The organism is Hymenobacter terricola, from assembly GCF_017921975.2.
Classification (GTDB): domain Bacteria; phylum Bacteroidota; class Bacteroidia; order Cytophagales; family Hymenobacteraceae; genus Hymenobacter; species Hymenobacter terricola.
Window position 1 is genome coordinate 114,645 of record NZ_JAGEMO020000007.1, and the last position, 23,290, is coordinate 137,934.

Annotated in this window: 22 protein-coding genes and 1 riboswitch; of the genes, 8 read left to right on the forward strand and 14 right to left on the reverse strand. The window is 63.4% G+C overall.

Features of this window, described 5'->3' with window-relative positions:
* Positions 1–23: 23 nt before the first annotated feature.
* The 11 genes from J4G38_RS07200 to metH all read right to left on the reverse strand — a co-directional run bounded on the left by J4G38_RS07200 (position 24) and on the right by metH (position 12,168).
* The gene (locus J4G38_RS07200) at positions 24–167 is read right to left on the reverse strand and encodes an MFS transporter small subunit (protein WP_210513849.1); all 144 of its coding nucleotides are present in this window, start codon (positions 165–167) and stop codon (positions 24–26) included.
* 35 nt (positions 168–202) lie between these two features.
* Positions 203–1,612, reverse strand: coding sequence for an L-lactate MFS transporter (locus J4G38_RS07205; RefSeq protein ID WP_210513848.1), 1,410 nt, complete (start codon positions 1,610–1,612; stop codon positions 203–205).
* A 218-nt stretch (positions 1,613–1,830) separates the two neighbouring features.
* On the reverse strand, positions 1,831–2,676 hold the full coding sequence (locus tag J4G38_RS07210; protein ID WP_226163289.1) for an SDR family oxidoreductase: 846 nt from the start codon (positions 2,674–2,676) through the stop codon (positions 1,831–1,833).
* Positions 2,677–2,922: 246 nt separating this feature from the next.
* Entirely contained in the window at positions 2,923–3,705 is a 783-nt protein-coding gene (locus tag J4G38_RS07215; protein WP_210513846.1) for an aquaporin, read from the reverse strand.
* 78 nt (positions 3,706–3,783) lie between these two features.
* Positions 3,784–4,956 (reverse strand): PA14 domain-containing protein, encoded by a 1,173-nt coding sequence (locus J4G38_RS07220; protein WP_210513845.1) that lies wholly within the window; start codon positions 4,954–4,956, stop codon positions 3,784–3,786.
* 60 nt (positions 4,957–5,016) lie between these two features.
* Positions 5,017–5,457: a putative signal transducing protein gene (locus tag J4G38_RS07225; RefSeq protein ID WP_210513844.1), complete on the reverse strand. Its 441-nt coding sequence runs from the start codon at positions 5,455–5,457 to the stop codon at positions 5,017–5,019.
* 111 nt (positions 5,458–5,568) lie between these two features.
* The gene (locus J4G38_RS07230; protein ID WP_210513843.1) at positions 5,569–6,132 is read right to left on the reverse strand and encodes a hypothetical protein; all 564 of its coding nucleotides are present in this window, start codon (positions 6,130–6,132) and stop codon (positions 5,569–5,571) included.
* Positions 6,133–6,215: 83 nt separating this feature from the next.
* Entirely contained in the window at positions 6,216–6,800 is a 585-nt protein-coding gene (locus J4G38_RS07235) for an energy transducer TonB (protein WP_210513842.1), read from the reverse strand.
* A 100-nt stretch (positions 6,801–6,900) separates the two neighbouring features.
* Complete coding sequence (locus tag J4G38_RS07240; protein WP_210513841.1) at positions 6,901–7,380, reverse strand: tetratricopeptide repeat protein; 480 nt, start codon at positions 7,378–7,380, stop codon at positions 6,901–6,903.
* A gap of 109 nt (positions 7,381–7,489) precedes the next feature.
* Positions 7,490–8,446, reverse strand: coding sequence for a methylenetetrahydrofolate reductase [NAD(P)H] (gene metF / locus J4G38_RS07245; RefSeq protein ID WP_210513840.1), 957 nt, complete (start codon positions 8,444–8,446; stop codon positions 7,490–7,492).
* 101 nt (positions 8,447–8,547) lie between these two features.
* Positions 8,548–12,168, reverse strand: coding sequence for a methionine synthase (gene metH / locus J4G38_RS07250; RefSeq protein ID WP_394371019.1), 3,621 nt, complete (start codon positions 12,166–12,168; stop codon positions 8,548–8,550).
* 177 nt (positions 12,169–12,345) lie between these two features.
* Positions 12,346–12,454, reverse strand: a riboswitch (SAM riboswitch).
* A 343-nt stretch (positions 12,455–12,797) separates the two neighbouring features.
* On the opposite strand from metH, the gene J4G38_RS07255 reads away from it, so the two are divergent.
* Together J4G38_RS07255 and J4G38_RS07260 are read left to right on the forward strand one after the other, a co-directional pair.
* Entirely contained in the window at positions 12,798–14,048 is a 1,251-nt protein-coding gene (locus tag J4G38_RS07255) for a glycosyltransferase family 2 protein (protein WP_210513838.1), read from the forward strand.
* Between the two features lie 26 nt (positions 14,049–14,074).
* Positions 14,075–14,866, forward strand: a complete 792-nt coding sequence (locus tag J4G38_RS07260; protein WP_210513837.1) for a polysaccharide deacetylase family protein — start codon at positions 14,075–14,077, stop codon at positions 14,864–14,866.
* A 227-nt stretch (positions 14,867–15,093) separates the two neighbouring features.
* On the opposite strand, the gene J4G38_RS07265 is transcribed toward J4G38_RS07260, so the two are convergent.
* Positions 15,094–16,320 (reverse strand): molybdopterin molybdotransferase MoeA, encoded by a 1,227-nt coding sequence (locus tag J4G38_RS07265; RefSeq protein WP_210513836.1) that lies wholly within the window; start codon positions 16,318–16,320, stop codon positions 15,094–15,096.
* A 204-nt stretch (positions 16,321–16,524) separates the two neighbouring features.
* Between J4G38_RS07265 and moaC the strand changes: the two genes are divergently transcribed.
* From moaC to J4G38_RS07280, 3 genes are all read left to right on the forward strand, one after another.
* A complete protein-coding gene (moaC, locus tag J4G38_RS07270) occupies positions 16,525–17,010 on the forward strand; it encodes a cyclic pyranopterin monophosphate synthase MoaC (protein ID WP_210513835.1) in 486 nt (161 codons plus the stop codon).
* 8 nt (positions 17,011–17,018) lie between these two features.
* Positions 17,019–18,218 (forward strand): NTP transferase domain-containing protein, encoded by a 1,200-nt coding sequence (locus J4G38_RS07275; RefSeq protein WP_210513834.1) that lies wholly within the window; start codon positions 17,019–17,021, stop codon positions 18,216–18,218.
* A gap of 162 nt (positions 18,219–18,380) precedes the next feature.
* Positions 18,381–19,070 (forward strand): porin family protein, encoded by a 690-nt coding sequence (locus J4G38_RS07280; RefSeq protein ID WP_210513833.1) that lies wholly within the window; start codon positions 18,381–18,383, stop codon positions 19,068–19,070.
* Between the two features lie 87 nt (positions 19,071–19,157).
* Here J4G38_RS07280 and J4G38_RS07285 read toward each other — a convergent pair whose 3' ends face one another.
* Both J4G38_RS07285 and J4G38_RS07290 read right to left on the reverse strand, forming a co-directional pair.
* Positions 19,158–19,580: a molybdenum cofactor biosynthesis protein MoaE gene (locus tag J4G38_RS07285; RefSeq protein ID WP_210513832.1), complete on the reverse strand. Its 423-nt coding sequence runs from the start codon at positions 19,578–19,580 to the stop codon at positions 19,158–19,160.
* 91 nt (positions 19,581–19,671) lie between these two features.
* Positions 19,672–19,914: a MoaD/ThiS family protein gene (locus J4G38_RS07290; RefSeq protein WP_210513831.1), complete on the reverse strand. Its 243-nt coding sequence runs from the start codon at positions 19,912–19,914 to the stop codon at positions 19,672–19,674.
* A gap of 146 nt (positions 19,915–20,060) precedes the next feature.
* Here J4G38_RS07290 and moaA point away from each other — a divergent pair, with 146 nt between their 5' ends.
* The 3 genes from moaA (at position 20,061) to J4G38_RS07305 (ending at position 23,269) form a co-directional block, all read left to right on the forward strand.
* A complete protein-coding gene (moaA, locus tag J4G38_RS07295; RefSeq protein ID WP_210513830.1) occupies positions 20,061–21,089 on the forward strand; it encodes a GTP 3',8-cyclase MoaA in 1,029 nt (342 codons plus the stop codon).
* Positions 21,090–21,155: 66 nt separating this feature from the next.
* Positions 21,156–21,947: an alpha/beta hydrolase gene (locus J4G38_RS07300; RefSeq protein WP_210513829.1), complete on the forward strand. Its 792-nt coding sequence runs from the start codon at positions 21,156–21,158 to the stop codon at positions 21,945–21,947.
* Between the two features lie 170 nt (positions 21,948–22,117).
* Entirely contained in the window at positions 22,118–23,269 is a 1,152-nt protein-coding gene (locus J4G38_RS07305; RefSeq protein WP_226163241.1) for an MFS transporter, read from the forward strand.
* Positions 23,270–23,290: the final 21 nt, after the last annotated feature.

Below are 23,290 nucleotides of genomic sequence, written 5' to 3' on the forward strand. Positions count from 1 at the left end.
CAACAGAAACCAATTGATGGGCGCTACTTGAACAGGGCCAGCGCTTTGAGGAAGGTTTGCGACACGCCCCAGGCCAGGGGCAGGCCCACCACCAGCCACGCCAGCACCACCGAGCCGCCCGAGCCGCCATCGGCAGCAGGAGCAGAAGAATTTAGTTGCGGATTCATATCAAAGTCGAATTAGAAATTTGAAAGACTGAGGGCTAGTGAGCACCAGCGGCTATTGTGACGGGGCCTTTTTCGTAGTACTGCTCGTTCACGGCCTTCACCAGCAGGTTGGCCATGAAGCCCACTACCAGCAGGCCCGCCATGGTGTAAAACACCGTTTGGTACGCCGCCGCGCCCGAGAAGCCTTCGGCCTTGCGGCTGTCGGAGAGGTAGTGCACGATGAGCGGGCCAAGCACGCCGGCCGTGCTCCAGGCCGTGAGCAAACGGCCGTGAATGGCGCCTACCTGGTACTTGCCAAACAGGTCGGACAGGTAAGCCGGGGCCGTGGCAAAACCGCCGCCGTACATGCTGATAATCACGCAGGCCACTGCCACGAACAGGGTCAGCTGCAGGTTGTGGCCCAGCGTAGGAATGAGGGCGTAGAGCAGGATGCCCAGACCAAAATAAATGCCGTAAGCTACCTTCCGGCCCAGCTTATCCGAAGCCGACGACCAGAAGAAGCGGCCCAGCAAATTAAACAGGCTGAGCAGGCCCACGAAGCCGGCCGCCGCGGCCGCCGTCACGCCCTTGCCCGCGCCCATGGCCGCATCCGAGAAAGTCTCCTGAATGAGCGGCGAGGCCGTTTCGAGCACACCGATGCCGGCCGTTACGTTGCAGAGCAGCACCACCCACAGCATCCAGAATTGCGGCGTTTTGATGGCGTTGTCGGCCGACACGTTGGCTGTGGTGATGAGGTCGTTGTGCTCGGTGCTGGGCACGTAGCCCGCCGGCTTCCAGTCATCGGCGGGCACGCGGATGGTCCAGACGCCAAACTGCATGAAAATCAGGTAAATGATGCCCATCACGATGAACGTGGGCGCCACACCCAGCGGCGCCGAAGCCTTGAAGTGCGTCATCAGGTTGTTGGCCAGCGGCGAGCCAATCATGGCCCCGCCGCCGAAGCCCATGATGGCCATGCCCGTGGCCACGCCCTTGCGGTCGGGAAACCACTTAATCAGGGTGCTCACCGGCGAAATGTAGCCGATGCCCAGCCCAATGCCGCCCACAAAACCGTAGCCGAAATACAGCAGCGCCAGACTGTGCAGGTGCACGCCAAGCGAGCCAATCAGGAAGCCGCCGCCGAAACACAGCGACGAGGCCAGCATGGCCTTGCGCGGCCCCACGCGCTCCAGCCACTTCCCAAAAATGGCCGCTGAGAGCCCCAGCAGCACAATGGCAATGGAAAACGTGATGCCGATTTGCAGCGGCGTCCAGTCGTCGGGCGCGGGCTTGGCCGTGTCGCCGCTGATGAGCGCCCCCAGCGGCTTGTTGAACACGCTGAACGCGTAGGCCTGCCCAATGGCCAGGTGAATGGCCAGCGCAGCCGGCGGCACCAGCCAGCGGTTGTAGCCGGGGCCCGCCACGGTGCGGCTACGGTCGAGCACGGATGAGGAATTATCGGCCATGTAGGAAGTGGGAATTGATGTGAAAGAAAAAATGAAAAACACAGGGCCGGGGAACTGCCAGGGCCGTGCCGACTACTGCGAACGGAAAGGTAACCAGCCTATAAACAGATTGATTGTTTGCAATTCAGAAACTTTGCTAAACAACTATAGCTCGCTTCAAGAAGCGGGGAAGGAGAAATTAGCAGCTGACAATTCCCCATTCCCCGGTAAGCGCAACCCTATTCGTCACTGCTGAGCTTACCACCCGTGACGTGCACCAGGCTGCCGGTCATGAACGAGCCGTCCTGGCTGGCGAGCAGCACGTAGGCCGGCGCCAGCTCTTCGGGCTGGCCGGGGCGCTTGAGGGCAACTTCGTGGCCAAATTTGGTGATTTCCTCCCGCGGCATGGTGCCGGGGATGTTCGGCGTCCAGACCGGGCCGGGCACCACGCAGTTTACGCGAATGCCCTTTTCGCCCAAATACAGCGCCAGCGACTTGGTAAGGGCATGAATGCCGGCCTTCGAACTGGCATAGTCCACCAGAATCGGGATGCCCGTGATGCCCACGATGCTGCCGGTATTGATGATGCAATCATCCTTCCGGAGGTGCGGAATCGCGGCCTGCGCCATCCAGATGTAGCCCAGAATGTTGGTGTCGAACGTGCGCCGGATTTGCTCTTCCGGAATGTCTTCGAACTTCTCCTGGCTCATCTGGAAAGCGGCGTTGTTCACCAGAATATTCAGCCCGCCCAGTTCGGCCAGGGTGCGGCGCACGGCCTGCTTGCAGTGCTCCGGGTCGCGCACGTCGAGCTGGAGCAGCAGGCATTTGCGCTGCTCTTTCTCGACCAGCTGCTGGGTTTTTTGGGCGTCTTCCAGGTTTTCGTTGAACACGATGGCGACGTGGGCGCCCTCCTTGGCGAAGGCAATGGCCACGGCCCGCCCAATGCCCGAATCGGCCCCGGTGATGAGGGCAATTTTGTCTTTGAGCTTGCCGGCGGCCTTGTAGTTGGCCAGGTCTGAGTCGGGCTGCAGCTTCATATCGGCCTGCCGGGCCGGGTAGGGCAGCTTTTGCGCGGCGGCCTTCATGTCTTTGGCGGTGGGGCGGCGCTCGGCTTTGGCGGGGGCGGGTTTGGCAGGAGCGGCGGGCTTTTTGGCGGCGGGCTTGGCCGGGACGGGCTTTTTTGTAGTCATGGCAAGTGAGCGGGAAATGGACTATTGCTTACGCGAAAAAGCATAAAACGGCCGATGCCGGATTGACCGAGCAGCGGAAGAATTACCCCGGTTTCGGGCAGCGGTTGCTGGGTCAGGGCATTAAAGCGCGGCGTTGTGCAGCTAGGCCGCTGGGGCAGGATAAAGCGGCGGCCGTGTGGTGGGCGGCCGGCGGCGGCGGTGGCGGCGGTACATCTCGGCCGTGGCCCACATGGCCCCCAACGGCCCCAGAAAGTACAGCCACAGGTGCGGGCCATAGCCGGCCGCCGCCGCCGCGCCCAAGGTGCGGGCCGGGTTCAGGCTCATGCCCGAAAGGGGCGATTCAACCACCACGAACAGCGCCAGCGCCGTGCCCACCAACCCGCCCGTCCACTTGCTGAAACGCGCCGAATGAAGCGAACAGAGCAACACCAGCATGAGCGCGGCCGAAATCACCACTTCGGCCCCCAGCGCCCAAGCCCAGCCGTAGGTTTCGGCGGGCGGGCGCGTGGTGTTGTAGTGAATGGCTTCGTAGCCAAACCACGGAGCCAGCAGCCGGAACAGCGCAAAGCCCGCTGCCAGTGCCCCGGCAAACTGGGCCAGCACGTACCACAGCGCATCGGCCGTGCGGATGTGGCCTAATTGCCAGAACCCCAGCGTCACGGCCGGGTTGAAGTGGGCACCCGAGCGCTTGCCCCAGGGCGAGTAGGCCATGGCCGCCACCAGCAGGCCCAGCACCGCAGCCACCCCGCAGCGCTGCACCCACTCGTGGGGCCCCAGCGCCCGCGCCACCACCGAGCTGGGGTGGTGAAACACCACCGACGCCACGCTCGACACCGTGAGAAAAGCCATTGGCCCGCCGGCTTCTACCAGGTAGTGGCGCCAGTTGTGGCGCAACGCCTGAACTAAGTGGGTGGCAAACGCCATAAACAGGAATGGGCAGTGGTAAGCTGCTGCAACGCAAAAACACCCGGCAGGTTGGCATCGAAACCTTTCCCGATGGTCTTACAATCGCCGCAGCACTACGCGCCGGTTGCGGGGGCGCTGGGTGGGGTCGGCGTTGTCGGCCACGGGCTGGGTGCCGCCGTAGCCCACCGAGCGCAGCCGCTCCGGAGCCACGCCGTGCGCCGCGAGGTAGCGGCACACGGCGTCGGCGCGCTGCTGCGAGAGCTGGCGGTTCAGCTCGGCATTGCCCACGTTGTCGGTGTGGCCCTGCACTTCGAAGCGCAGCGTGGGCCGGGCGCTGAGCGCGGCAGCCAGGCCATCGAGGGCGCGGCGGGCAGCGGGCAGCAGCACGGCCTGGCCCTGGTTGAAGTATAGCTCTGGAAGCGTAATGGTTTCGCCCACGCCCAGACCTGATAGCCGGGCGGTGCTGCCCGAATCGGCCAGTAGCACGCTGGGCGGGGGCAGCGCCTGAATCTCCACCCGGGCGGCCGCCACCGGCGCCAGTGGCGCAGGAGCCGGGCGGCGCGGCGGCGCAGCCGGGCGGCTGGGGCGGGTTGGCACCGGGGCCGGCCGGGCCACCACCGGACTTTGGCGCGGAACAGGCGACGGCAGCTTGGCCGGGGCCGGCCGGGCCACCACCGGCCGGGGGTTGCGGCTGAACAGGAATTGTGTCGGAATCGGCCCGGGCCTGGGGGTTTCGGCAGTCCGGCCCCAGAAGTTGCGCCACGACGAGGGCGGCGATTTCAGTGGCTCGTCGGGCCGCTCCCAGGTAATGCGGGCGCGGGTGTCCAGAATTTCCTGAAAATACTCAACCCGCAGCCGGTACGGCTCGCCGGCGTTCAGCTTGATGCTGGTGGTGAAGGTGCGCACCGGCTGAGGTCGCCACTCGTTCAGAATCAGCTTATCGTTCAGCCAGATGCGCATGCCGTCGTCCACGGTGGCGTGGAAAACGTAGCGGCCGCTGGCCGGTGGCACCAGCCAGCCGGTCCAGCGCACCGAGAAATACTCGGCCGGTACTCCCGGCGCGGGCGGCTGGTGCGTCCAGTCGAATGCCAGGGTGGCATCGCGACGGCTCAGCACCAGCCGGTCGAACTCGACCCCATCGTAGTAGTCACCGGTTATTCCGTCGCCCGTTGGCAGCGGTGCCTGGGCCCGCGCCGGAGCCGCTGGCAGCCCCAGCGCCAGCATTGCCAGCAAAAGCTCCCGGAGTCTGCGGTCAGTCAACCATGCCATGACGTAGCAACGACAATTCAGAAAATGTAGTATTCGCTTTCAGTTGTCGCCGCCGGGGTGCTACTCAAACTCGTTGCCGCAATGGAAGCAATGGTAGCGCCGGCCGCGCACCGGGTACCGCAGCAGCACCGACAGCACCGACGCCCAAAACCCGTAGGTGTTGCGCGTGGCGGCCCCGTACGCCACATTCGACGAGCCGCACCGGGGGCAGCGCGGGGCGACGGGGTCGGGGGCATCGGCAGCGAAAGAAGCCACGTCGGGGCCGGTGGCCAGCGGCACGGGCTCGTAGTGCAGCACTTCCAGCGCCTCCTCCACATCGCGCTGGCGCACGTGCAGCCGCACCCCGCCGGTGATGGGGCTATAGAGCGGCATGATGGACACCAGGTTTTCGTTGCTCAAAAAGCACGGGATGCCCGCCGCCTCCAGCCGGGTGCGCGCCAGATTGGCCGCCATCGGTTCGTAGAACGATTCAAGAAAAACGACGGAATCGGGGCTGGACATGGGGATGGGAATTGTGAATTAAAAGTCATGAATTGGCAGGGAAACAATCTGGCGTCGCAAAAGGCAAAGCATGATAGCCAATTCATAACTCATAATTTTTAATTCATACTTCTATTTTGGCTGCTGCCGGGTGGCCGCGTCAATGCCCTTGGCCGTGTGGCCAGCCTGCAAGGTCACAAATTCGGCCTGCCGGGCGCGGATGGGCAATTCGTCGCGGGCGGGCATGTCCATTCGCACCTGCTTGAGCTGGTCGTTCAGGCGCTGGTACACGGCGCGGGCGTAGTCCCAGTCGCGGTCGGTCCAGGCGGCGCGGCGGGCGCGGGTTTCGCGCACCAGCTGGGCGTAGGCGGCGGGCAGGTCCTGGGGCGTGAGGGCGTTTATTTGGCCCGAATACGGCCCCATCAGCTTGCCTTCCATGGCAATTTGCTGGTGCGGGTCAAGCGGGCGGGCGCGGCGGGCGCGGTTGGCGGCGTCGTAGCTGGCGGTGGCCTTGCCCACCCGGCTCAGCTTGTGGGCGGCCGTGCGGGCCATCGTATCCAGCTCGTGCCCGGCATTGCGGGCCACTTCCTGCCGGTCGCGGGGCGTCGAGTCGCAGCCGGTGAGCAACAGGGCCGCGGCCGCGATGCCGCCCCAAAGCCGTGCTTCCGCCCCCAGGCGGCCAAATTGTAGTGTCATAAGAAATGCCGATTCGTTGGGATTGGGCAATCAGGTGGTTGAAACCGGGAGCGGCCCCTTCCACCAAAAGCCCTTTCCGCCTTTTACGGCTGGGCCAGCCGAAAGGTAAGCGTCAGCTCATACTCCGCGGGGACGGCGCGGGTGCCCAGTTTGGCCGGAATCCACTCGTCGGGAATGGTATGGGCAATGCGCAGGGCTTCCTGGTCGCAGCCGGCCCCGATGCCGCGCAACACCCGGTGGGCGCTGGCCCGGCCCAGCGTGTCGATGGCAAACCCCACCGTGACCTGGCCCTGCACGTTGCGGTCCTGCGCCTGCTGCGGGTATTGCAGCTGTGTGGTGTAGGCGGCCAGCGCGGCTTCGCCGCCAATAAACAGCGGCGGGCGGTCCACTATGCGGCGCGTCCACTGCCCGGGCATTGCTTCGATGCTGTAGGTCATTTCGCCCACGGGCCGGTAGTAGAGCAGCTCCTTGGTGGTGTGGTCGTAGCGCTGCACCACAATTTGCTCTTTCGAGCGCGTGATGCCGTAATACTCCCACGGGCCCACTTTGGTGCGATGGTCCAGCAGGCCGCTTTCCCATTTGGTGGTATGCATTTTCTGGGCATTGGCGGCCAGGGATAATGCGAGCAGCAGCCAAAATTGCCCAATAAAGTAGATAGTGTTTCTCATACGCAGGTGGGTTTGGTAGAATAGAATATTTACAAGTTTCGCACCCCCAAACGTTTGGGGATACGAAAGGTAATAAATTGTTCGCTAAAATTCAGCTTTTCTATTCCAGCGGGTCGCGGTCCTCCAGCTGTTCGCGCAAACTGCGCTGCTGCTCGCGCAGGCCGGGCAATCCGGGACAAATTGCTGATATCCTTTCTAATACCTGAAGGGCACGGCGGTGCTCGCCCAGCTGCCTCAGGATATCGACCTGGCCCCATAACGCCCCAAAATGGCGCGGTTCCCGGCGTAAAGTTTCCGCAATATCAGCCAACGAAGCCCGGTACTCGCCCCGCAGGTAAAGGGCCGTAGCGCGCTTATTCCACCCCTCGGCGAGCTCCGGCTTTAATTGAATTATATCCGTAAAATATTTAATGGCTACACCATAGTCATCCATCTGCATGGCGCGTATTCCGGCCTCCAGCGCTTTGTCGAGGGCTACGTCGCCGGTAGCAAGCCACAGCTGCCAGATGCCGTTTTGCAGGGCTTCAATCTCGGCCGGTGCGGTTGCGGTGCGCAGTTGGGCAAACAGGTCATCAAGCATTTTTCAGGGGCTAAAATGATTGACAAGGATTAGGTGCTTGGTGTCAGTTGTTAGTTGTCAGGCAGGCAGTTGTCATCGCACCAACAACTAATAACTGATAACGAGCAACTTAAAATAGCTCCTTGGCCACGCGCCGGATGCTTTCCGACTTGCCCATGGAGTAGTAGTGCAGGCAGGGCACGCCGTGGGCCATCAGCTCGCGGCTCTGGTTGAGGCACCACTCGATGCCCACGGCGCGGGCGGCTTCGTTGTCGCGGCACTGGCCCACGGCTTCCACCAGCAGCTCGGGCAGGTTGAGGTAGAAGGACCGGGGCAGCATGGTGAGCTGGGCCTTGGTGGTGAGCGGCTTGAGGCCCGGAATGATGGGCACGGTGATGCCCGCCTCGCGGCACAGCCTTTCGAAACGAAAAAACTCTTCGTTGTCGAAGAACATCTGGGTCACGACGTACTCGGCGCCGCGGTCCACTTTGTGTTTCAGGTAGCGGATGTCGGCGTTGTAGTTGGGGGCTTCGAAGTGCTTTTCGGGGTAGCCGGCCGTGCCGATGCAGAAGTTGGTGGCCCAGGCTTCGTCCTGCTCCTCGTCCAGGTATTCGCCCTTGTTCAGGTTCGAAACCTGGCCGATGAGGTCGCAGGCGTAGGCGTGGCCGTCCGGCTCGGGCTTGAAGATGCCTTCCGACTTGATGGGGTCGCCGCGCAGGGCCAGGATGGAATCGATGCCCAGAAAGTGCAGGTCAATCAGCGCGTTTTCGGTTTCCTCCTTCGTGAACCCCCCGCAGATGAGGTGGGGCACGGTGTCCACGTCGAAGCGGTTTTTGATGGCCGCGCAAATGCCCACGGTGCCGGGCCGGCGGCGCACGGTTTTCTTCTCCAGCAAGCCGTTGGGGTGGTGGCGGTACACGTACTCTTCGCGGTGGTACGTCACGTCGATAAACGGCGGCTTAAACTCCATCAGCGGCTCAATATTGGAGAACAGCGTGTGGATGTTTTCGCCCTTTTTGGGCGGCAGCACTTCGAAGGAAAACAGGGTTTTGCCGTTGGCGCGACTGAGGTGGTCGGTAACTTTCATTGGGGGGATGTAGGAACGCGCCATAGCGCGTTTGGCAGCAAAGTAATTCTTGTGGGGCGCCGTTCAATGAACCTGTCGCCCGAACGCGCCATGGCGCGTTCCTACGATTTGGGTTCGTAGTTCAGGTTGGGCATCAGCCAGCGCTCCAGCTCCGGCAGCGGCATGTGTTTGCGCCGGGCAATGTCGGCCACCTGGTCGACCCCAATTTTACCGAGGCCAAAATACCGCGAGTCCGGGTGCGCGTAGTACATGCCGCTCACCGACGAGGCCGGGTACATGGCCAGGTTTTCGGTGAGGATGATGCCGGTCTGGCCTTCCGCGTCGAGCAGCTGGAAGAGGGTGATTTTCTCGGTGTGGTCGGGGCAGCCGGGGTAGCCGGGCGCCGGGCGCACGCCGCGGTATTTCTCCTGCACCAGGTCTTCGTTGGTCAGGTGCTCGTCGGGCGCGTAGCCCCAGAACTCGCGGCGCACCCGCTCGTGCAGGCGCTCGGCGAAGGCTTCGGCCAGGCGGTCGGCCAGGGCCTTCACCATGATGCTGGAGTAGTCGTCGTGGTCGGCATCAAACTGCTCAATCAGCTTTTCGATGCCGATGCCGGCCGTCACCGCAAATCCGCCCATGTAGTCCTGGCGGCCCGATTCTTTCGGGGCCAGGAAGTCGGAGAAGGCGATGTTGGGGATGTTGGGCCCTTTTTCGCCCTGCTGCCGCAGCGTGAAAAACTCGGCGGCCACTGCCTCGCGGCTGTCGTCGGCGTAAAGCTCAATGGTGTCGCAATCGACGGTATTTGCGGGCCAGAAGCCCAGCACGGCGCGGGCTTCGAGCAGCTTTTCGTCGATGATTTTCTTCAGCATGGCCTGCGCGTCCTCGAACAGCTTGGTGGCCGCTTCGCCCAGCGTTTCATCCGTCAGGATGCGTGGGTAGCGGCCTTTCAGCTCCCAGGTGTGGAAGAACGGCGTCCAGTCGATGTACTGGGCCAGCTCGGCGAGGTCGTAATTCGCCAGCACTTTGGTGCCGAGGAAAGTCGGTTTGGTAATGGGCGTCGTTGCCCAATCGGCGTGGAAGCCGTTGGCGCGGGCAGCCTCAATGGGGAGGTAGTTTTTGTCGCGCTGGCGGCTGGCGTAGTCGGCGCGCAGGGCGGCGTAGTCGTCGGCCACGGTCTGGGCATACGCCGCTTCGCCCGAGCCCAGCAGGCCCGCCGCCACGCCCACCGAGCGCGAGGCGTCGTTGACGTGCACCACGGCGCCGCTGTAGGCCGGCGCGATTTTCACCGCCGTGTGCAGCCGCGATGTGGTTGCTCCGCCAATGAGCAGCGGCACTTTCATGCCGCGCTTCTGCATGGCCTGGGCTACGTACACCATCTCATCGAGCGAGGGCGTGATGAGGCCGGAAAGGCCGATAACGTCCACCTGCTGCTTCTGAGCTTCGTCCAGAATGCGCTCCAGCGGCACCATCACGCCGAGGTCGATGATGTCGAAATTGTTGCAGGCCAGCACCACGCCCACGATGTTCTTGCCGATGTCGTGCACGTCGCCTTTCACGGTGGCCATCAGGATTTTGCCGGCGGTCTGGCGGTCGGCGCCGCGCTTGTCGGCCAGCAGGTAGGGCTCCAGGTAAGCCACGGCTTTCTTCATCACGCGGGCCGATTTCACCACCTGCGGCAGGAACATTTTGCCGGCCCCGAACAGGTCGCCCACCACGTTCATGCCGGCCATCAGCGGGCCCTCAATCACGTCGAGCGGGCGGGCCAGCTCCTGGCGGGCGGCCTCGGTGTCTTCGTCGATGAATTCGGTGATGCCCTTCACCAGGGCGTGCGACAGCCGCTCCTGCACCGGCAGGCTGCGCCAGGCATCGGCCACCACTTCCACCTTGCCTTTTTGCTGCACCGTATCGGCAAATTCCAGCAGGCGCTCGGTGGCGTCGGCGCGGCGGTTGAGCAGCACGTCTTCCACCAGCTCCAGCAGGTCTTTGGGCACTTCGTCGTACACGCCGAGCTGGCTGGGGTTCACGATGCCCATGTCCAGGCCCGCACCGATGGCGTGGTACAGAAAGGCCGTGTGCATGGCCTCGCGCACCGCCTCATTGCCCCGGAACGAGAACGAAATATTCGACACGCCGCCGCTGGTGAGGGCGCCGGGCAGGTTGGCCTTAATCCAGCGCACGGCCTCGATGAAGTCGATGGCGTAGTTGCGGTGCTCCTCCATGCCCGTGCCCACGATGAGGATATTGGGGTCGAAGATGATGTCGGTGGGGTCCATGCCGACTTCCTTCGTCAGAATGTCGTAGCTGCGCTGGCAGATTTCGATGCGCCGTTCCAAGGTGTCGGCCTGGCCGTTTTCGTCGAAGGCCATCACCACCACGGCCGCGCCGTACTGGCGCACCGTGTGGGCGTGCGCCCGGAACACGTCCTCCCCTTCTTTCAGGGAAATCGAGTTGACGATGCTCTTGCCCTGCACGCACTTCAGGCCGGCTTCGAGCACGCTCCATTTCGAGGAGTCAATCATCACCGGCACCCGCGCAATGTCGGGCTCCGAGGCGATGAGGTGCAGGAAAGTCGTCATCACCTGCTCCGAATCGAGCATGCCCTCGTCCATGTTGATGTCGAGCACCTGCGCGCCGCCCTCCACTTGCAGGCGGGCCACGGCCAGGGCTTCCTCATAAGCCCCGGTGCGGATGAGGCGGGCAAAAGCGCGCGAGCCGGTCACGTTGCAGCGCTCGCCTACGTTCACAAACAAGCTTTCCTTGTTGATGCCGAACGGCTCCAGTCCGCTGAGGCGAGTGGAAGCCACCAGCTCCGTGGGCAGCTGGCGCGGCTTGTACTGCTTGGCCAGCCGGCTCAGCTCCGCGATGTGCTGGGGCGTGGTGCCGCAACAGCCGCCCACCACCGTCACGATGCCGTCCTTCAAATATTCTTCGACCAGGGCAGCGAATTCCTGCGCCGACTCATCGTAGCCGCCAAAGGCGTTGGGCAAGCCGGCGTTGGGGTAAGCCGAAATGTGCACGTCGGAAATGCGGCTCAGTTCCTCCACGTACTGGCGGAGCTGGTCGGCCCCGAGGGCGCAGTTCAGGCCCACGCTCAGCAGCGGCAGGTGCCGAATCGAGTTCCAGAAAGCCTCCACCGTCTGCCCCGACAGCGTGCGGCCCGAGGCATCGGTGATGGTACCCGAAATCATGATGGGCACCACCCGGCCGCCTTCGTCGAAGAAGCGCTGCACGGCGTAGAGCGCCGCTTTGGCGTTCAGCGTGTCGAAGATGGTTTCGATGAGCAGCGTGTCCACGCCGCCGTCCACGAGGCCGCGGACCTGCTCCAGGTAGGCCGTGGCCAGCTCATCAAACGTCACGGCGCGGAAGCCGGGGCGGTTGACGTCGGGCGAGAGCGAGGCGGTGCGGTTGGTGGGGCCCACGGCGCCGGCCACGAAGCGCGGCTGCTCGGGCGTGGAGTATTCGTCGGCCGCCTCGCGGGCCAGGCGGGCCGACTCGTAGTTTAGCTCGTACACGACGTGCTCGAGGCCGTAGTCGGCCTGGGCAATGGTGGTGCCCGAGAAGGTGTTGGTTTCCACCATGTCGGCCCCGGCGGCAAAGTATTCGGCGTGAATGCCTTTGATGATGTCCGGCCGGGTAAGCGAGAGCAGGTCGTTGTTGCCGCGCAGGGGCTTGGGGTGGTCGGCAAAGCGGGTGCCGCGGAAATCCTCCTCCGTCAGCGGGTGGCGCTGAATCATGGTGCCCATCGCGCCGTCGAGAATCAGCAGGCGCTGGCGAAGGAGTTCGGGAAGGCTGAAGCACGCGCTTTGCAGGTCGCGTTCCGGGAGGGTGGTGAGGGTGGCGGTGGGCATTTCTTTCGGATTGAGGTAGCGGGCAATGCGGCGCGTATCCAGAAAGAAACCCGTGCCGGGGCACGGTTCCGGCTGACATCTTCTTTCACCCAAAACGACGGTGAAACGGGAGTTGGCACCTACTCAGGGTAGGTTGCCAAGACGTCATCGGGCCCGGTCCCTCGGTCTTTCTGGATAGCAGCGTGCCACGAAGATACAACGCCGCCGCAATTGTGTATTCGATTAGCGCCGGACAAATGTCTGCCTTTAAATTTCGTGGCCTCCAGGGCTTCGATTCCCGGAGCTACAAATCCAGCAATTCAGAGCAATAGTCTGTTCCTGGCAATAATATATTATTTAAACTATATTCAATCCTTTGTCCCGGAAAATTGACGCGTTGCACTGCCCCGCATTGGCCGCGAGACAATACAATTAATTCCGGTTATTGTCTATTTAATATAAAATTGTATCTTGCAGTTGTACTATTTCACGGCTCGGAGCAACGTACGGCCTCCGCTGTTGCTCCTACCAACCACTTCGGGACTGTGTATCAGGCATTAATCACCACGCTGCTTATTTTTTGGTATGTAGTCCAGGCCTATTTCTTGGGGTCTTGCCTCTATCTCATTTCCTCGGCGGGCATCTTTTTGTTGTTTCACAACAAAATCAAACGCCTGTTCATCAGCCGGGAACAAGCCGGATACACGCCGGGAAGCACCGCTTTTGTGTTGTTGATTCCGGCCCACAACGAAGAGCGGCTGCTGCCGAAGTTGCTGGCCAGCGTGCAGCAGTTGAAGTACCCGGCACACCGGTTCCGGACGGTGGTCATTGCCGATAATTGCACGGACAAAACGGTGCTGATGGCGAAAACAGCCGGCGTTTTTTGCCTGGAGCGCCACACGCAGCGGCCTTCCGATAAGGCGCAGGCGTTGCGGTTCGCCATCGAGCAGCTGCCGGTTCAGGCCCCTTTTCCGGCGGCCGTGGTCTGCATTATTGATGCGGATTGCGTGCTGGACGCGGATTACCTGCTTGAGTTGGATAAAATGTACTCACAGCCGGGGGCGCCGCCGGTCGTGCAGTCGTACCGCAGCGTGGGCAACACCTTTGATTCGGACGTGACCGTGCTCGATGCCGCCGCCGAGGCGCTCCGGCAGTGGGTGCAGCTGGGCACGCGCAAGTGGCTGGGGCAGAACGCATTCTTGTTCGGACTAGGCTGCTCTATGCGCGCCACTGTTTTTGCCGAGCTGGCGGCGCTGCCCCTGGCCTCCCTGGCCGAGGACAAGGAGTGGAAGGTGTACCTGACCGCCAAAAACGTGCGCGTGGGCTATTGCCCCACGGCCCGGCTGAGCTACGAAGTAGTGACCGACGCCAAAGCGTTTCGAAAGCAGCGCAACCGCTGGCTAGCGGGCTATTATCGGTCGCTCAAAACTCATGGCATCAGCATGTTGCTCCGGGGAGTGAAGGCCGGCAGCCCGGCCCAGCTGGATTTGGCCGGTGACCTGCTGCAGCCGCCCCGGTCCATTTTGCTGCTGGCGGCAGTCGTATTGGGGTTGCTGGCCTTTGGGTTCGACCAGTTTGCGCTGGTCAGCGGGTGGGTTTGGGTGGGCATTATCGGGGCTTTCGGGCTGTACGGCGCCCTGGGCCTGCGGCTGATTAGGGCGCAGCCGCGCTATTACCTGCTGCTGTTTTCCTGTTTCAAGCTCATGGGCGCCGTGGTAAAGTCCACCATCGCCATCATGCTGGGCCGGGGCGTGGAGGCCTGGGACGCCACCCGGCCCGAAAGCCGGAAAACCTGATGGACGGCCCCGGAATCCCCGTGCTGATGTACCACGCCCTGCTGGCCCAGCCCGCGCCCGGCACCAGTCCAGTGCACATCGCGGCCCAGCTGTTCGAGCAACAGATGGCCTGGCTCCATGCCCAAGGCTACGAGGCCATTACCGTAACGGATATGCACCGGCAATTGACTACCAGTCAATTAAATCAGAAGAACATCGCCATTACCTTCGACGACGGATATCGTTCTTTGGTAGCGCGGGCTGCTCCTGCCCTGAAAAAATACGGCTTCACCGCCACGCTTTTTCTGGCCACCGGCTTTGTCGGATTGCCAAAATTCATCGGGGCATTTGCCAACGCGGTTCCTCCCGACGACCGGCCGCTGACCTGGGCCGAAGTGCGGGAGTTGCAGGCTGCGGGCTGGGACATTCAGGCCCACAGCCGCACCCACCGGCTTCATGCCGCTCTTCCCGCCGCGGAACTGCGCTCGGAGCTAACGGAAAGCAAGCAACTTATTGCGGAGCAGTTGGATAGCAGCGTCCAGTTCTATGCCTTCCCTTATGGCAATTACAACCGGCACGTCTTACAGGCACTGGTTAATGCAGGCTATCAGGCAGGTTTTTCGGTGCACAGTGGCTTGGCCAACACCGCCCACGACTTGCGCAGGCTGCCGCGAATAGAAATGAATACTGGCTGCGACTTGCACATTTTTGCGAAACTGGTGCGCACCGGATACCCTTCGGCAGCCGCCGCGTACCGCGCCCGCTTGCGCGATGCGCTTTTCTATTTTCCGGGCATTAAAGACGTGCTGCAGAGCATTTTTAAACGATTTATTAATTAACCCAAGTTTGCGGAGTAGCCGCAGCGCGGCGACAGGTTTGGAGAAAAATGCCGACTGGTTGTCCAAAAGCCGCGTAGCGGCGACAGAAGCAGCTGCGCGGTTCCAGGGTAGTTTCTGGCACCGCTACGCGGCTTTTCCGTCCCAAAGCGTGGGGTCGCTGCAAACCTGCCGCCGCGCTGCGGCTACTCCGCAACTCGGGTTACCTACTGCCCACCCAAGGCGGCTGGCTATAGCGCCCAGGCCGGCCACACGCTGCCCGCTGGAAACACGGCCAGTTCGGGCGGAAACTCCAGAAACGCGGTGGCCCCCACCAGCCCGGCCAAATCGCCGGAGCCGCCCACCCGCAGCGGCGTGGCCAGGCGGCGGCCTTCGGCGTCAACGGTCAGGCGCACGGGCACGAAATGGGCCAGCAGCGGCTTGAAATGGATGTCGACGGTGAGCATGGCGGGGGCGGGCGCTTCAACAGCGGCGGGTGTTTCGGCCGCATCGGCGGGCTGTTGCACGGCGCGCAGCCAGGGCCGCACGTAGCGGCAGGCCGTGATGAACGTGGACACCGGGTTGCCGGGCAGGCCGAACACCACCGGCCCAGCGGCCCGTGCCCCAAACCACAGGGGCTTGCCGGGGCGCTGGTTCACTTCGTGGAAGATTTCGACGACGTGCAGCTCGCGCAGCAGGCCGGGCAGGTGGTCGGCGCGGCCCTTGCTCACGGCCCCGCTCAGCACCACGGCATCGAAGCCCGCGCCGAGGATATTGGTGAGGCCCTCACGCAATGCCACCAGCTCATCGGTGAGGTGAAACAGCGACACATCGGCCCCGGCCTGGGCGAACAGCGCTTGTAATGCATAGGCGTTGGAACGCCGAATCTGGTGTGGCAGGGGCGTTTCGTTGATGCCCACCAGCTCATCGCCGGTGCTCACCACGGCCACGCGGGCGGCGCGGGTCACGCGCAATTCGGCGGCACCCACGGTGGCGGCCACGGCCAGCTCGGCGGGGCCCAGGCGGGTGCCGGGCCGGAGCAAGGCATCGCCGGCGCGGCGGTCGGCGGCCTGGCGATGGATGTTGACGCCGGGCACCTCGGGCGGCGTAATCTGGATGGCGGCGCGGTTATCCGTCAGCAGAATATCCTCGTAGCGAATGACGACATCGGTGCCGGGCGGCAGCACCGCGCCAGTCATCACCTCGATGGCATTTTGGGGATTTTGGAGCGGCTGGGCGGGCGCGCCGGCGTACTGGGTGCGCTCGATGGCGAATTCCGTCTGGCCGCCGGCCCACGCGGCGTGCACCACCGCAATGCCGTCCATGGCCACCCGGTTGAAGGGCGGGAAGTCGCGGTCGGCCGTGAGGGTTTCGGCCAAGATGCGGCCGGCGGCGCGGGGCAGGGGCACGGTTTCGGGCGGCAGGGGGCGGGCGGCGGCCAGCACGCGGGCAAAGGCTTCGGCTACTTCAATTAACATGTATCAATTAACATTTAACAGGTGAAATGCCGCTGGCGGGAGCCGCAGGCAAGTGTCCGCACCACTTGCTACCCGTGCGAAAGCTTCTTGCCAAACGCTGCTTGCGCAATTTTGTTGAACGAAGGTCATCGGCAGGGAGTAAATGTCCGGCCCCACTACCTTGAAGCCCCGGCGGACTGTTAAATGTTAAATGATACCTGTTAAATGAAGAATTTCACCCACGTCAACGCCGCCAACCAGCCCACCATGGTGGACGTAGGGGCCAAAACGCCCACCCGCCGCGTAGCCGTGGCCCACTGCCGCGTGGTGCTGGGCGAGGAATTACGGGGCCGCGTGCAGGCCGGCGAAATGCCCTCGCACAAGGGCCCGGTCATTCATACGGCCATTCTGGCGGGCATTATGGGGGCCAAGCGTACCTCGGAATTGATTCCGCTGTGCCATCCGCTGGGGCTGGATGATTGCAAAGTGACCATTGAGCCCGACGGCCCCGACGCCCTGCGCGTGGAGTGCACCGCCGTGGTCACGGGGCGCACCGGCGTGGAGATGGAGGCCCTGACCGGCGCCACCGTGGCCGCCCTCACGATTTACGATATGTGCAAGGCATTTTCGCACGACATCACCATCGAAGGCGTGCAGCTCATTGCCAAAACCGGCGGCAAGCGCGACTTTCATCGTTCCGAAAATTCGTAAATTCCCTTATGGATAGCCTACCAAGCTCAACCGCAAAACGAACGAAACACACCGCCCTGGCCCGGCCCGATACGGGCGAATTTGGCCGGCACGAACTGGCCATTCTGGGCGCGCCCTGCGGCGATATCCAGGCCCTGGTGGCGCGGCTGCTGCCCTACCTGGCCCCGGCGCTGCGCGTGGCCTACGTGGATGCCGACCATGCCGCCGGCGATGCGGCCAGTGCGGCCGAAGATGCGGCCGCATCGCCGGTCAGGCCCGTGCCCTACGTGGCCGAAAACGGCCTTTCGGCGGAGCTGGTGGATAAAATAACCTACCGCCAGCTCAACCTGACGCGGGCCCTGGACAAGTTCTCGCAGCCCGAGCTGCTGGCCCACGAAAGCGTGGTGCTGGTGAACGGCAACCACTTCCGGGCCCGCCAGCAAGTAGTTATTGTCGACCCGCGCAAGCCGCTGGATAAGAAACTCGACCGCCTCACCGACGTGCGGCTGATTCTGCTGGCCGAGGGCCAGACCGACCTGCCCGCCGGGCTGGCCGGGCCCCTTGGTGCCGCCCCATTGCCGCCCGTGCTGCGGCTGAGTGACACGGCGGGCATCGCCAAATTCATTCGGCAGTGGTACCAGCTGGCGGTGCCGGTGCTGCGTGGCCTCGTGCTGGCCGGTGGGCGCAGCGAGCGGATGCAAACCGACAAGGGCGCTTTGCATTATCACTCCCTCGACCAGCGCCAGCACACGGCCGCGCTGCTCGGCGAATTCTGCCCCGACGTGCGTGTGTCCGTGCGCCCCGACCAGGCCGCCGACCTGCCCGCCGGCCTCACCGCGCTGCCCGATACGTTCCTGAACCTCGGCCCGCTGGGGGGCGTGCTTTCCGCCTTGCAGGCCGACCCCAACGCGGCGTGGCTGGTGCTGGCCTGCGACTTGCCCTTCCTCACCCGCGCCACGCTGGAACATCTGGTGACGAACCGGCAGCCGGCCCGCATGGCCACGTCCTTCCGCAGCCCGTGGGACGAGTTTCCGGAGCCGCTGGTTACCATCTGGGAGCCGCGCAGCTACGGGCAGCTGCTGCGGTTTCTGAGCCTGGGCTACTCCTGCCCCCGCAAGGCCCTGATTAACTCCGACATCGAGCTGCTGGCCCCGCCCGCACCCGGGGAATTGCGCAACGTGAACACGCCCGAGGAGCGGAAAGCGGCGGAGCAGGAACTCACCAATTAGCGGCAATCAGCCCGCAGTAGAAATCAAAAACCGCCGACCCCGGCGGTTTTTTTGTGCCTTGGCCACAGACGTTTTCAGTCCGGCACATCGTTTAGGGCCCAAACTGGCACGTTTTTGAATCACGAACCAGTCGAACAGATTATCACCTAACCTTATCGCATCATGAAAAAGACTGCAATTTTAGGAGCCGCGCTCTTGGCCACGGCCGCTATTTCTTCGGCCCAGGCCCAGAGCATTCGCTTCGGCCTGCGGGCCGGGGCCAACTACTCCAACCTGTCCGGCAACATTCAGAACCAGGATACTTACAACAACAAAGTGGGCTTTCTGGGCGGTGTCATGCTCAACGTGCCGCTCATCGGCGACGGCTTCCTGTCGTTGCAGCCGGAGGTGCTGTATTCGCAGAAAGGCTTCGAAAATAAGCCCACCGAATACTCGTCAGTATTTGGCACGCAGAAGCGGGAAGGCAGCGTCAACTACAACTACCTCGACGTGCCGGTGCTGCTGAAAGTGCGCGCCTCGGGGCTGGTATTTGAGGCCGGCCCGCAGTATTCCTACTTGCTGAGCGCCAACAACCAAACCAAGGTAACAACTACGCCTGCCCTCGGCGGGCAGCCTTCGGTGGCTGATTCGCAGAACAAAACCGACATCAGCGGCCTGAACCGCAACGAGCTGGGCTACCTGGCCGGCGTGGGCTACGAAGCCACCAACGGCCTGAGCCTGAACCTGCGCTACACCGGCGCCTTCAGTGACTTCGTAAAAAGCGACAACAGCACCTACTTCAACGGCGACCTGAAAAATGCCCGCCACTCCGCGTTCCAGCTCTCGCTGGGCTATCTGATTCCGAGCAAGTAGAAACGCCATATTCTGCGTCTCGTCGTCCTGCAAAAAAGCCCGGCTTCTGATGGGGAAGCCGGGCTTTTTGCCGTGTGATAAAATACCTTACGGATGCGCGGCCACCCATTCGGTGCCGTCCTCGTATTCCTCGCGCTTCCAGATGGTGACCACCTGCTTCAGCGTGTCGATGATGAACTGGCAGGCGGCGAAGCTTTCGGCGCGGTGCGGCGTGGCCACGGCCACCACCACGGCCACATCGCCAAGCTCCAACGTGCCTTTGCGATGCACCACGGCCACTTCCTGCAGCATGGGCCACTTTTCGTAAGCCTGGGAAACTACGTGGCCAAGTTGGGTGAGGGCCATGCTGTCGTAGGACTCGTAGTGCAGGCGGCGCACCGGGCGGCCACCCGACTGGTTGCGCACCGTGCCGATAAAGCAGTTGACGGCCCCGGCGGTATCGGTTTGCACGGCGGCCAGCGCGGCGGCTACGTCAATGGGCTGGTCGGTGATGGCGAGGTGAGGAGTCATGCAGTAGCGCGGACTTTGCGAGTCCGCGAGTCCGGGGCTAGGAAATTGTTTGTGTATCGTTCACGCGCGGACTCGCAAAGTCCGCGCTACATCAGCCGCCGGCTACGGGTGGAATCAACGCAATTTCGTCGACCGTGTGCAGCGGGTGGTCGTTGTCGGCGTACTCGTTGTTCACGGCCACGGCGCAGCTGCGGAGCTCACCCAAGGCGGGGTATTGCTTGCGCAGCTCTTCCAGCAGTGCCCCGACGGTGGCGGGGGCCGGCGCGGGCAGCTCAATCACGGACGTGCCCACAATCTCGCGGGTGATGCCGTACAAGGCGATTTTTAAAGACATATCTTCGGCGTACATTTTGGGTGAAAACCGGCGCGGCGCGGCCGTTGAGGCCCGGGCTTTGCTCGAAGCCTGAACACCTTTCGGGCGTTGGGGGTTTACTGCAGGCCGGCTGTCTTACGTATAGCCCGACAAAATTGGTGATAAACGTGCTTCCATCCCTACGCTCTCCGGCCGTCACGCCCCTCTACGACCAGCACGGCCGGCCGCTGGAGTACCTGCGCCTGGCCGTGACGGACCGCTGCAACCTGCGCTGCTTCTACTGCATGCCCGAGGAAGGCATCAAGTACATGCCCAAGCAGGAGCTGCTGACTTATGAGGAAATGCTGCGCCTCACCGGCCTGCTGGCGGGCCTGGGCGTGCGCAAAGTGCGCCTCACCGGCGGCGAGCCCTTCGTGCGGCGCGACCTGGTGCCCTTCATGGAGCGCCTGGCCCAGCTGCCCGGCATCGACGACATCAGCCTGACCACCAACGGCGTGCTCACCGCGCCGCATGTGCCCGCCCTGGCCCGGATGGGCGTGAAAGCCGTGAACCTCAGCCTCGATACGCTGAACCGGGAGCGGTTCTTCCAAATCACGCGGCGCGACGAGCTGCCGCGCGTGATGGAAACGTTTCACGCCCTGCTGGAAGCCGGCATTCAGGTGAAAATCAACGCCGTGGTGATGGACGGCCAGAACATCGACGACCTGATTCCGCTGGCCGACCTCAGCCGCGACCTGCCCGTGGACGTGCGCTTCATCGAGGAAATGCCCTTTAATGGCGGCAGCCACGCGGCCGGCCCTGCCTCGCTGCCCTGGAATCACGTTCGCATCCGCCAGCACCTGGAGGCGCATTTCGGCGAGTTTGCGCCCGTGGCAACGGCGGCTGGGGCCACGGCTTCGGAATACACCATTGCCGGGCACCGGGGCACGGTGGGCATCATCGCGGCCTACTCGCGCACCTTCTGCGGCACCTGCAACCGCCTGCGCCTCACGGCCGAGGGCGGCATCAAAACCTGCCTCTACGACCAGGGCGTGCTCGATACCCGCGCCCTGCTGCGCGGCGGCGCTTCGGATGCCGACATTGCGGCTGCCCTCGCCAACGCCTTCCGCTACCGGGCGGCCAATGGCTTCGAGGCCGAGCGGCAGCGGCCATTGCACCAGCTCAGCTTCGAGAGCATGGCCACGATTGGGGGGTAAAAAGCCTTTGGGCTTTACCTTGCCGGCCGTAGGGCGAGTGCCCTGCCTGGGCCCGGCCCGCTGCTTATGAAAGTTGTGCTGATTGTGGTGGGCGTGGTGGCGGCGCTGTACGTGCTGCTGTGCGGTGTGCTGTATTTCAAGCAGGAAAAGCTGCTGTTTGCCCCCACGCGGCTGCCGGCCGGCTACCGGTTTCATTTCCCCGGCCGGTTTGAGGAGCGCTGGACCACAGCCGCCGACGGGGTCCGGCTGCACGGGCTGCTCTTCCGAACGCCGGATTCCAAAGGCCTGATATTCTACCTGCACGGCAACGGCGGGGCCCTGGATAGCTGGGGCGATGCCGCGGCTACCTACACCGCGCTGCACTACGACGTGTTCCTGCTCGACTACCGGGGCTACGGCAAAAGCGGCGGCACCATCAGCAACCAGGCCCAGATGCTGGCCGACGTGGATACCGTGTACCGGCAGCTCCTGCCCGAATACCCCGAGAGCCGCACCGTCATTCTGGGTTACTCGCTGGGCACCGGGCCGGCTACCTGGCTGGCCGCCCATCACCAACCCAAGCTGCTGATTTTGCAGGCCCCCTACTTCAGCATGCGCGACATGGCGGCGCGGCTCTACCCGTATGTGCCGGGCTTCATCCTGCGCTACCCCATGCCCACCAATGAGCTGATTGGCCGGGTGAGTGCGCCCATCGTGCTGTTTCACGGCGACCACGACGAGGTGATTGACTACAACTCCACGCTCCGGCTCAAAGCCCTGCTCAAGCCCACGGACAAGCTGATTGTGCTACCCGGCGCACGCCACAACGGCATGACCGATAACCCGCAGTACCGGCAGGAGTTGGCGAAGCTCCTCTAGCCACACGGCCCCGAAACACCCCGGGAACGTTTGGTGCATGAGCCGCGGGTATTTAGCGTTGGAGGCAACTTCTGGCAGCGGCCGGGCGTTGCGAAGGCTTATTTTTGCCTCAGCTCAGGCCCCGTTTTGGGCTTGGCGGGGCAGCTAAGCGTGGGCAAACTATGATTTCATTGGCTTCTTCGACCGGATACATTTCCCGCAAAACCCACCGGGTGGCGGTGGGCGCGTTGTTTTTTCTCTTAGGACTGTGCTTTGCCACCTGGGCCTCGCGCATTCCGAGCGTGCAGCAGCGCATGGGCATTTCGGAGGCCGGGCTGGGCGGCGTGCTGCTGGCCATTCCGCTGGGGCAGCTGGTGTCGCTGCCGCTGGCCGGGTGGCTGGTGGCCAAGGAAGGCAGCCGCAAAGTGGTGCTGTGGGGCGTGGTGCTCTACGCCACGGCCCTGGTGGGCCTGGGCTGGGCCGCCAGCCTTTATCAGCTCATTCCGTGCCTGGTGCTGTTCGGCATCGGCGGCAACCTGACCAATATTTCGGTGAACACCCAGGCCGTGGGCGTGGAGCGGCTCTACAAGCACAAGCCCATCATGGCCTCGTTTCACGGGCTGTGGAGCCTGGCGGGCTTTGTGGCGGCGGCCGTGGGTACGTTCATGATTGGCCACGCCGTGACGCCGGGCGTGCATTTTATCTTCATCGCGCTGTTTATTCTGGCGGGCCTGGCGGTGAGCGCCGGCTATACCGTGCGCGAGGACAGCGGCGTCGACCCCGACCAGCCCATCTTTGTGAAGCCCGACAAGGAGCTGCTGGGCCTGGGTGCCATTGCCTTCTGCGCGCTCATCTGCGAGGGCGCCATGTTCGACTGGAGCGGGGTGTATTTCAAGAAGGTTATTCAGGCCGATAAGGACTGGGTGGGCGCGGGCTACACGGCCTTCATGAGCACGATGGCGCTGGGCCGCTTCGGAGCCGACTGGCTGGCCGGGCGCCTGGGTTCGCGGCGCGTAATTCAGCTAAGCGGCCTGCTCACGGCCACCGGCCTCATGATTGCCGTGCTGTTTCCCACCCTGATTACGGCGCTGCTGGGCTTCCTGCTGGTGGGCTTCGGCACGTCGGCGGTGGTGCCGCTGGTGTACAGCGCGGCGGGCCGGTCCACGCAGATGTCGGCCGGCATGGCGCTGGCCTCGGTGTCCACGATTGGCTTTTTCGGGTTCCTGCTGGGGCCGCCCGTCATTGGCATGGTAGCCGGGGCCACCAGCCTGCGCGTGTCGTTCGCGCTGATTGCTTGTATGGGCCTGTGCGTGTCGGCGGTGGCGAGCCGGGTGCGGGTGTAGGGGCGCGAATGCCCCGGCCCA

What these genes read in the sequence shown, in the direction of transcription:
- J4G38_RS07210 (WP_226163289.1), bottom strand. Translation starts at nt 2,676, where the DNA reads ATGAAGGCCGCCGCGCAAAAGCTGCCCTACCCGGCCCGGCAGGCCGAT.
- J4G38_RS07260 (WP_210513837.1), top strand. Translation starts at nt 14,075, where the DNA reads ATGTACCACGCCCTGCTGGCCCAGCCCGCGCCCGGCACCAGTCCAGTG.
- J4G38_RS07220 (WP_210513845.1), bottom strand. Translation starts at nt 4,956, where the DNA reads ATGGCATGGTTGACTGACCGCAGACTCCGGGAGCTTTTGCTGGCAATG.
- metH (WP_394371019.1), bottom strand. Translation starts at nt 12,168, where the DNA reads ATGGGCACCATGATTCAGCGCCACCCGCTGACGGAGGAGGATTTCCGC.
- J4G38_RS07215 (WP_210513846.1), bottom strand. Translation starts at nt 3,705, where the DNA reads ATGGCGTTTGCCACCCACTTAGTTCAGGCGTTGCGCCACAACTGGCGC.
- J4G38_RS07275 (WP_210513834.1), top strand. Translation starts at nt 17,019, where the DNA reads ATGGATAGCCTACCAAGCTCAACCGCAAAACGAACGAAACACACCGCC.
- J4G38_RS07225 (WP_210513844.1), bottom strand. Translation starts at nt 5,457, where the DNA reads ATGTCCAGCCCCGATTCCGTCGTTTTTCTTGAATCGTTCTACGAACCG.
- metF (WP_210513840.1), bottom strand. Translation starts at nt 8,446, where the DNA reads ATGAAAGTTACCGACCACCTCAGTCGCGCCAACGGCAAAACCCTGTTT.
- J4G38_RS07300 (WP_210513829.1), top strand. Translation starts at nt 21,156, where the DNA reads ATGAAAGTTGTGCTGATTGTGGTGGGCGTGGTGGCGGCGCTGTACGTG.
- J4G38_RS07285 (WP_210513832.1), bottom strand. Translation starts at nt 19,580, where the DNA reads ATGACTCCTCACCTCGCCATCACCGACCAGCCCATTGACGTAGCCGCC.
- J4G38_RS07280 (WP_210513833.1), top strand. Translation starts at nt 18,381, where the DNA reads ATGAAAAAGACTGCAATTTTAGGAGCCGCGCTCTTGGCCACGGCCGCT.
- J4G38_RS07235 (WP_210513842.1), bottom strand. Translation starts at nt 6,800, where the DNA reads ATGAGAAACACTATCTACTTTATTGGGCAATTTTGGCTGCTGCTCGCA.
- J4G38_RS07290 (WP_210513831.1), bottom strand. Translation starts at nt 19,914, where the DNA reads ATGTCTTTAAAAATCGCCTTGTACGGCATCACCCGCGAGATTGTGGGC.
- moaC (WP_210513835.1), top strand. Translation starts at nt 16,525, where the DNA reads ATGAAGAATTTCACCCACGTCAACGCCGCCAACCAGCCCACCATGGTG.
- J4G38_RS07230 (WP_210513843.1), bottom strand. Translation starts at nt 6,132, where the DNA reads ATGACACTACAATTTGGCCGCCTGGGGGCGGAAGCACGGCTTTGGGGC.
- J4G38_RS07240 (WP_210513841.1), bottom strand. Translation starts at nt 7,380, where the DNA reads ATGCTTGATGACCTGTTTGCCCAACTGCGCACCGCAACCGCACCGGCC.
- J4G38_RS07265 (WP_210513836.1), bottom strand. Translation starts at nt 16,320, where the DNA reads ATGTTAATTGAAGTAGCCGAAGCCTTTGCCCGCGTGCTGGCCGCCGCC.
- J4G38_RS07200 (WP_210513849.1), bottom strand. Translation starts at nt 167, where the DNA reads ATGAATCCGCAACTAAATTCTTCTGCTCCTGCTGCCGATGGCGGCTCG.
- J4G38_RS07205 (WP_210513848.1), bottom strand. Translation starts at nt 1,612, where the DNA reads ATGGCCGATAATTCCTCATCCGTGCTCGACCGTAGCCGCACCGTGGCG.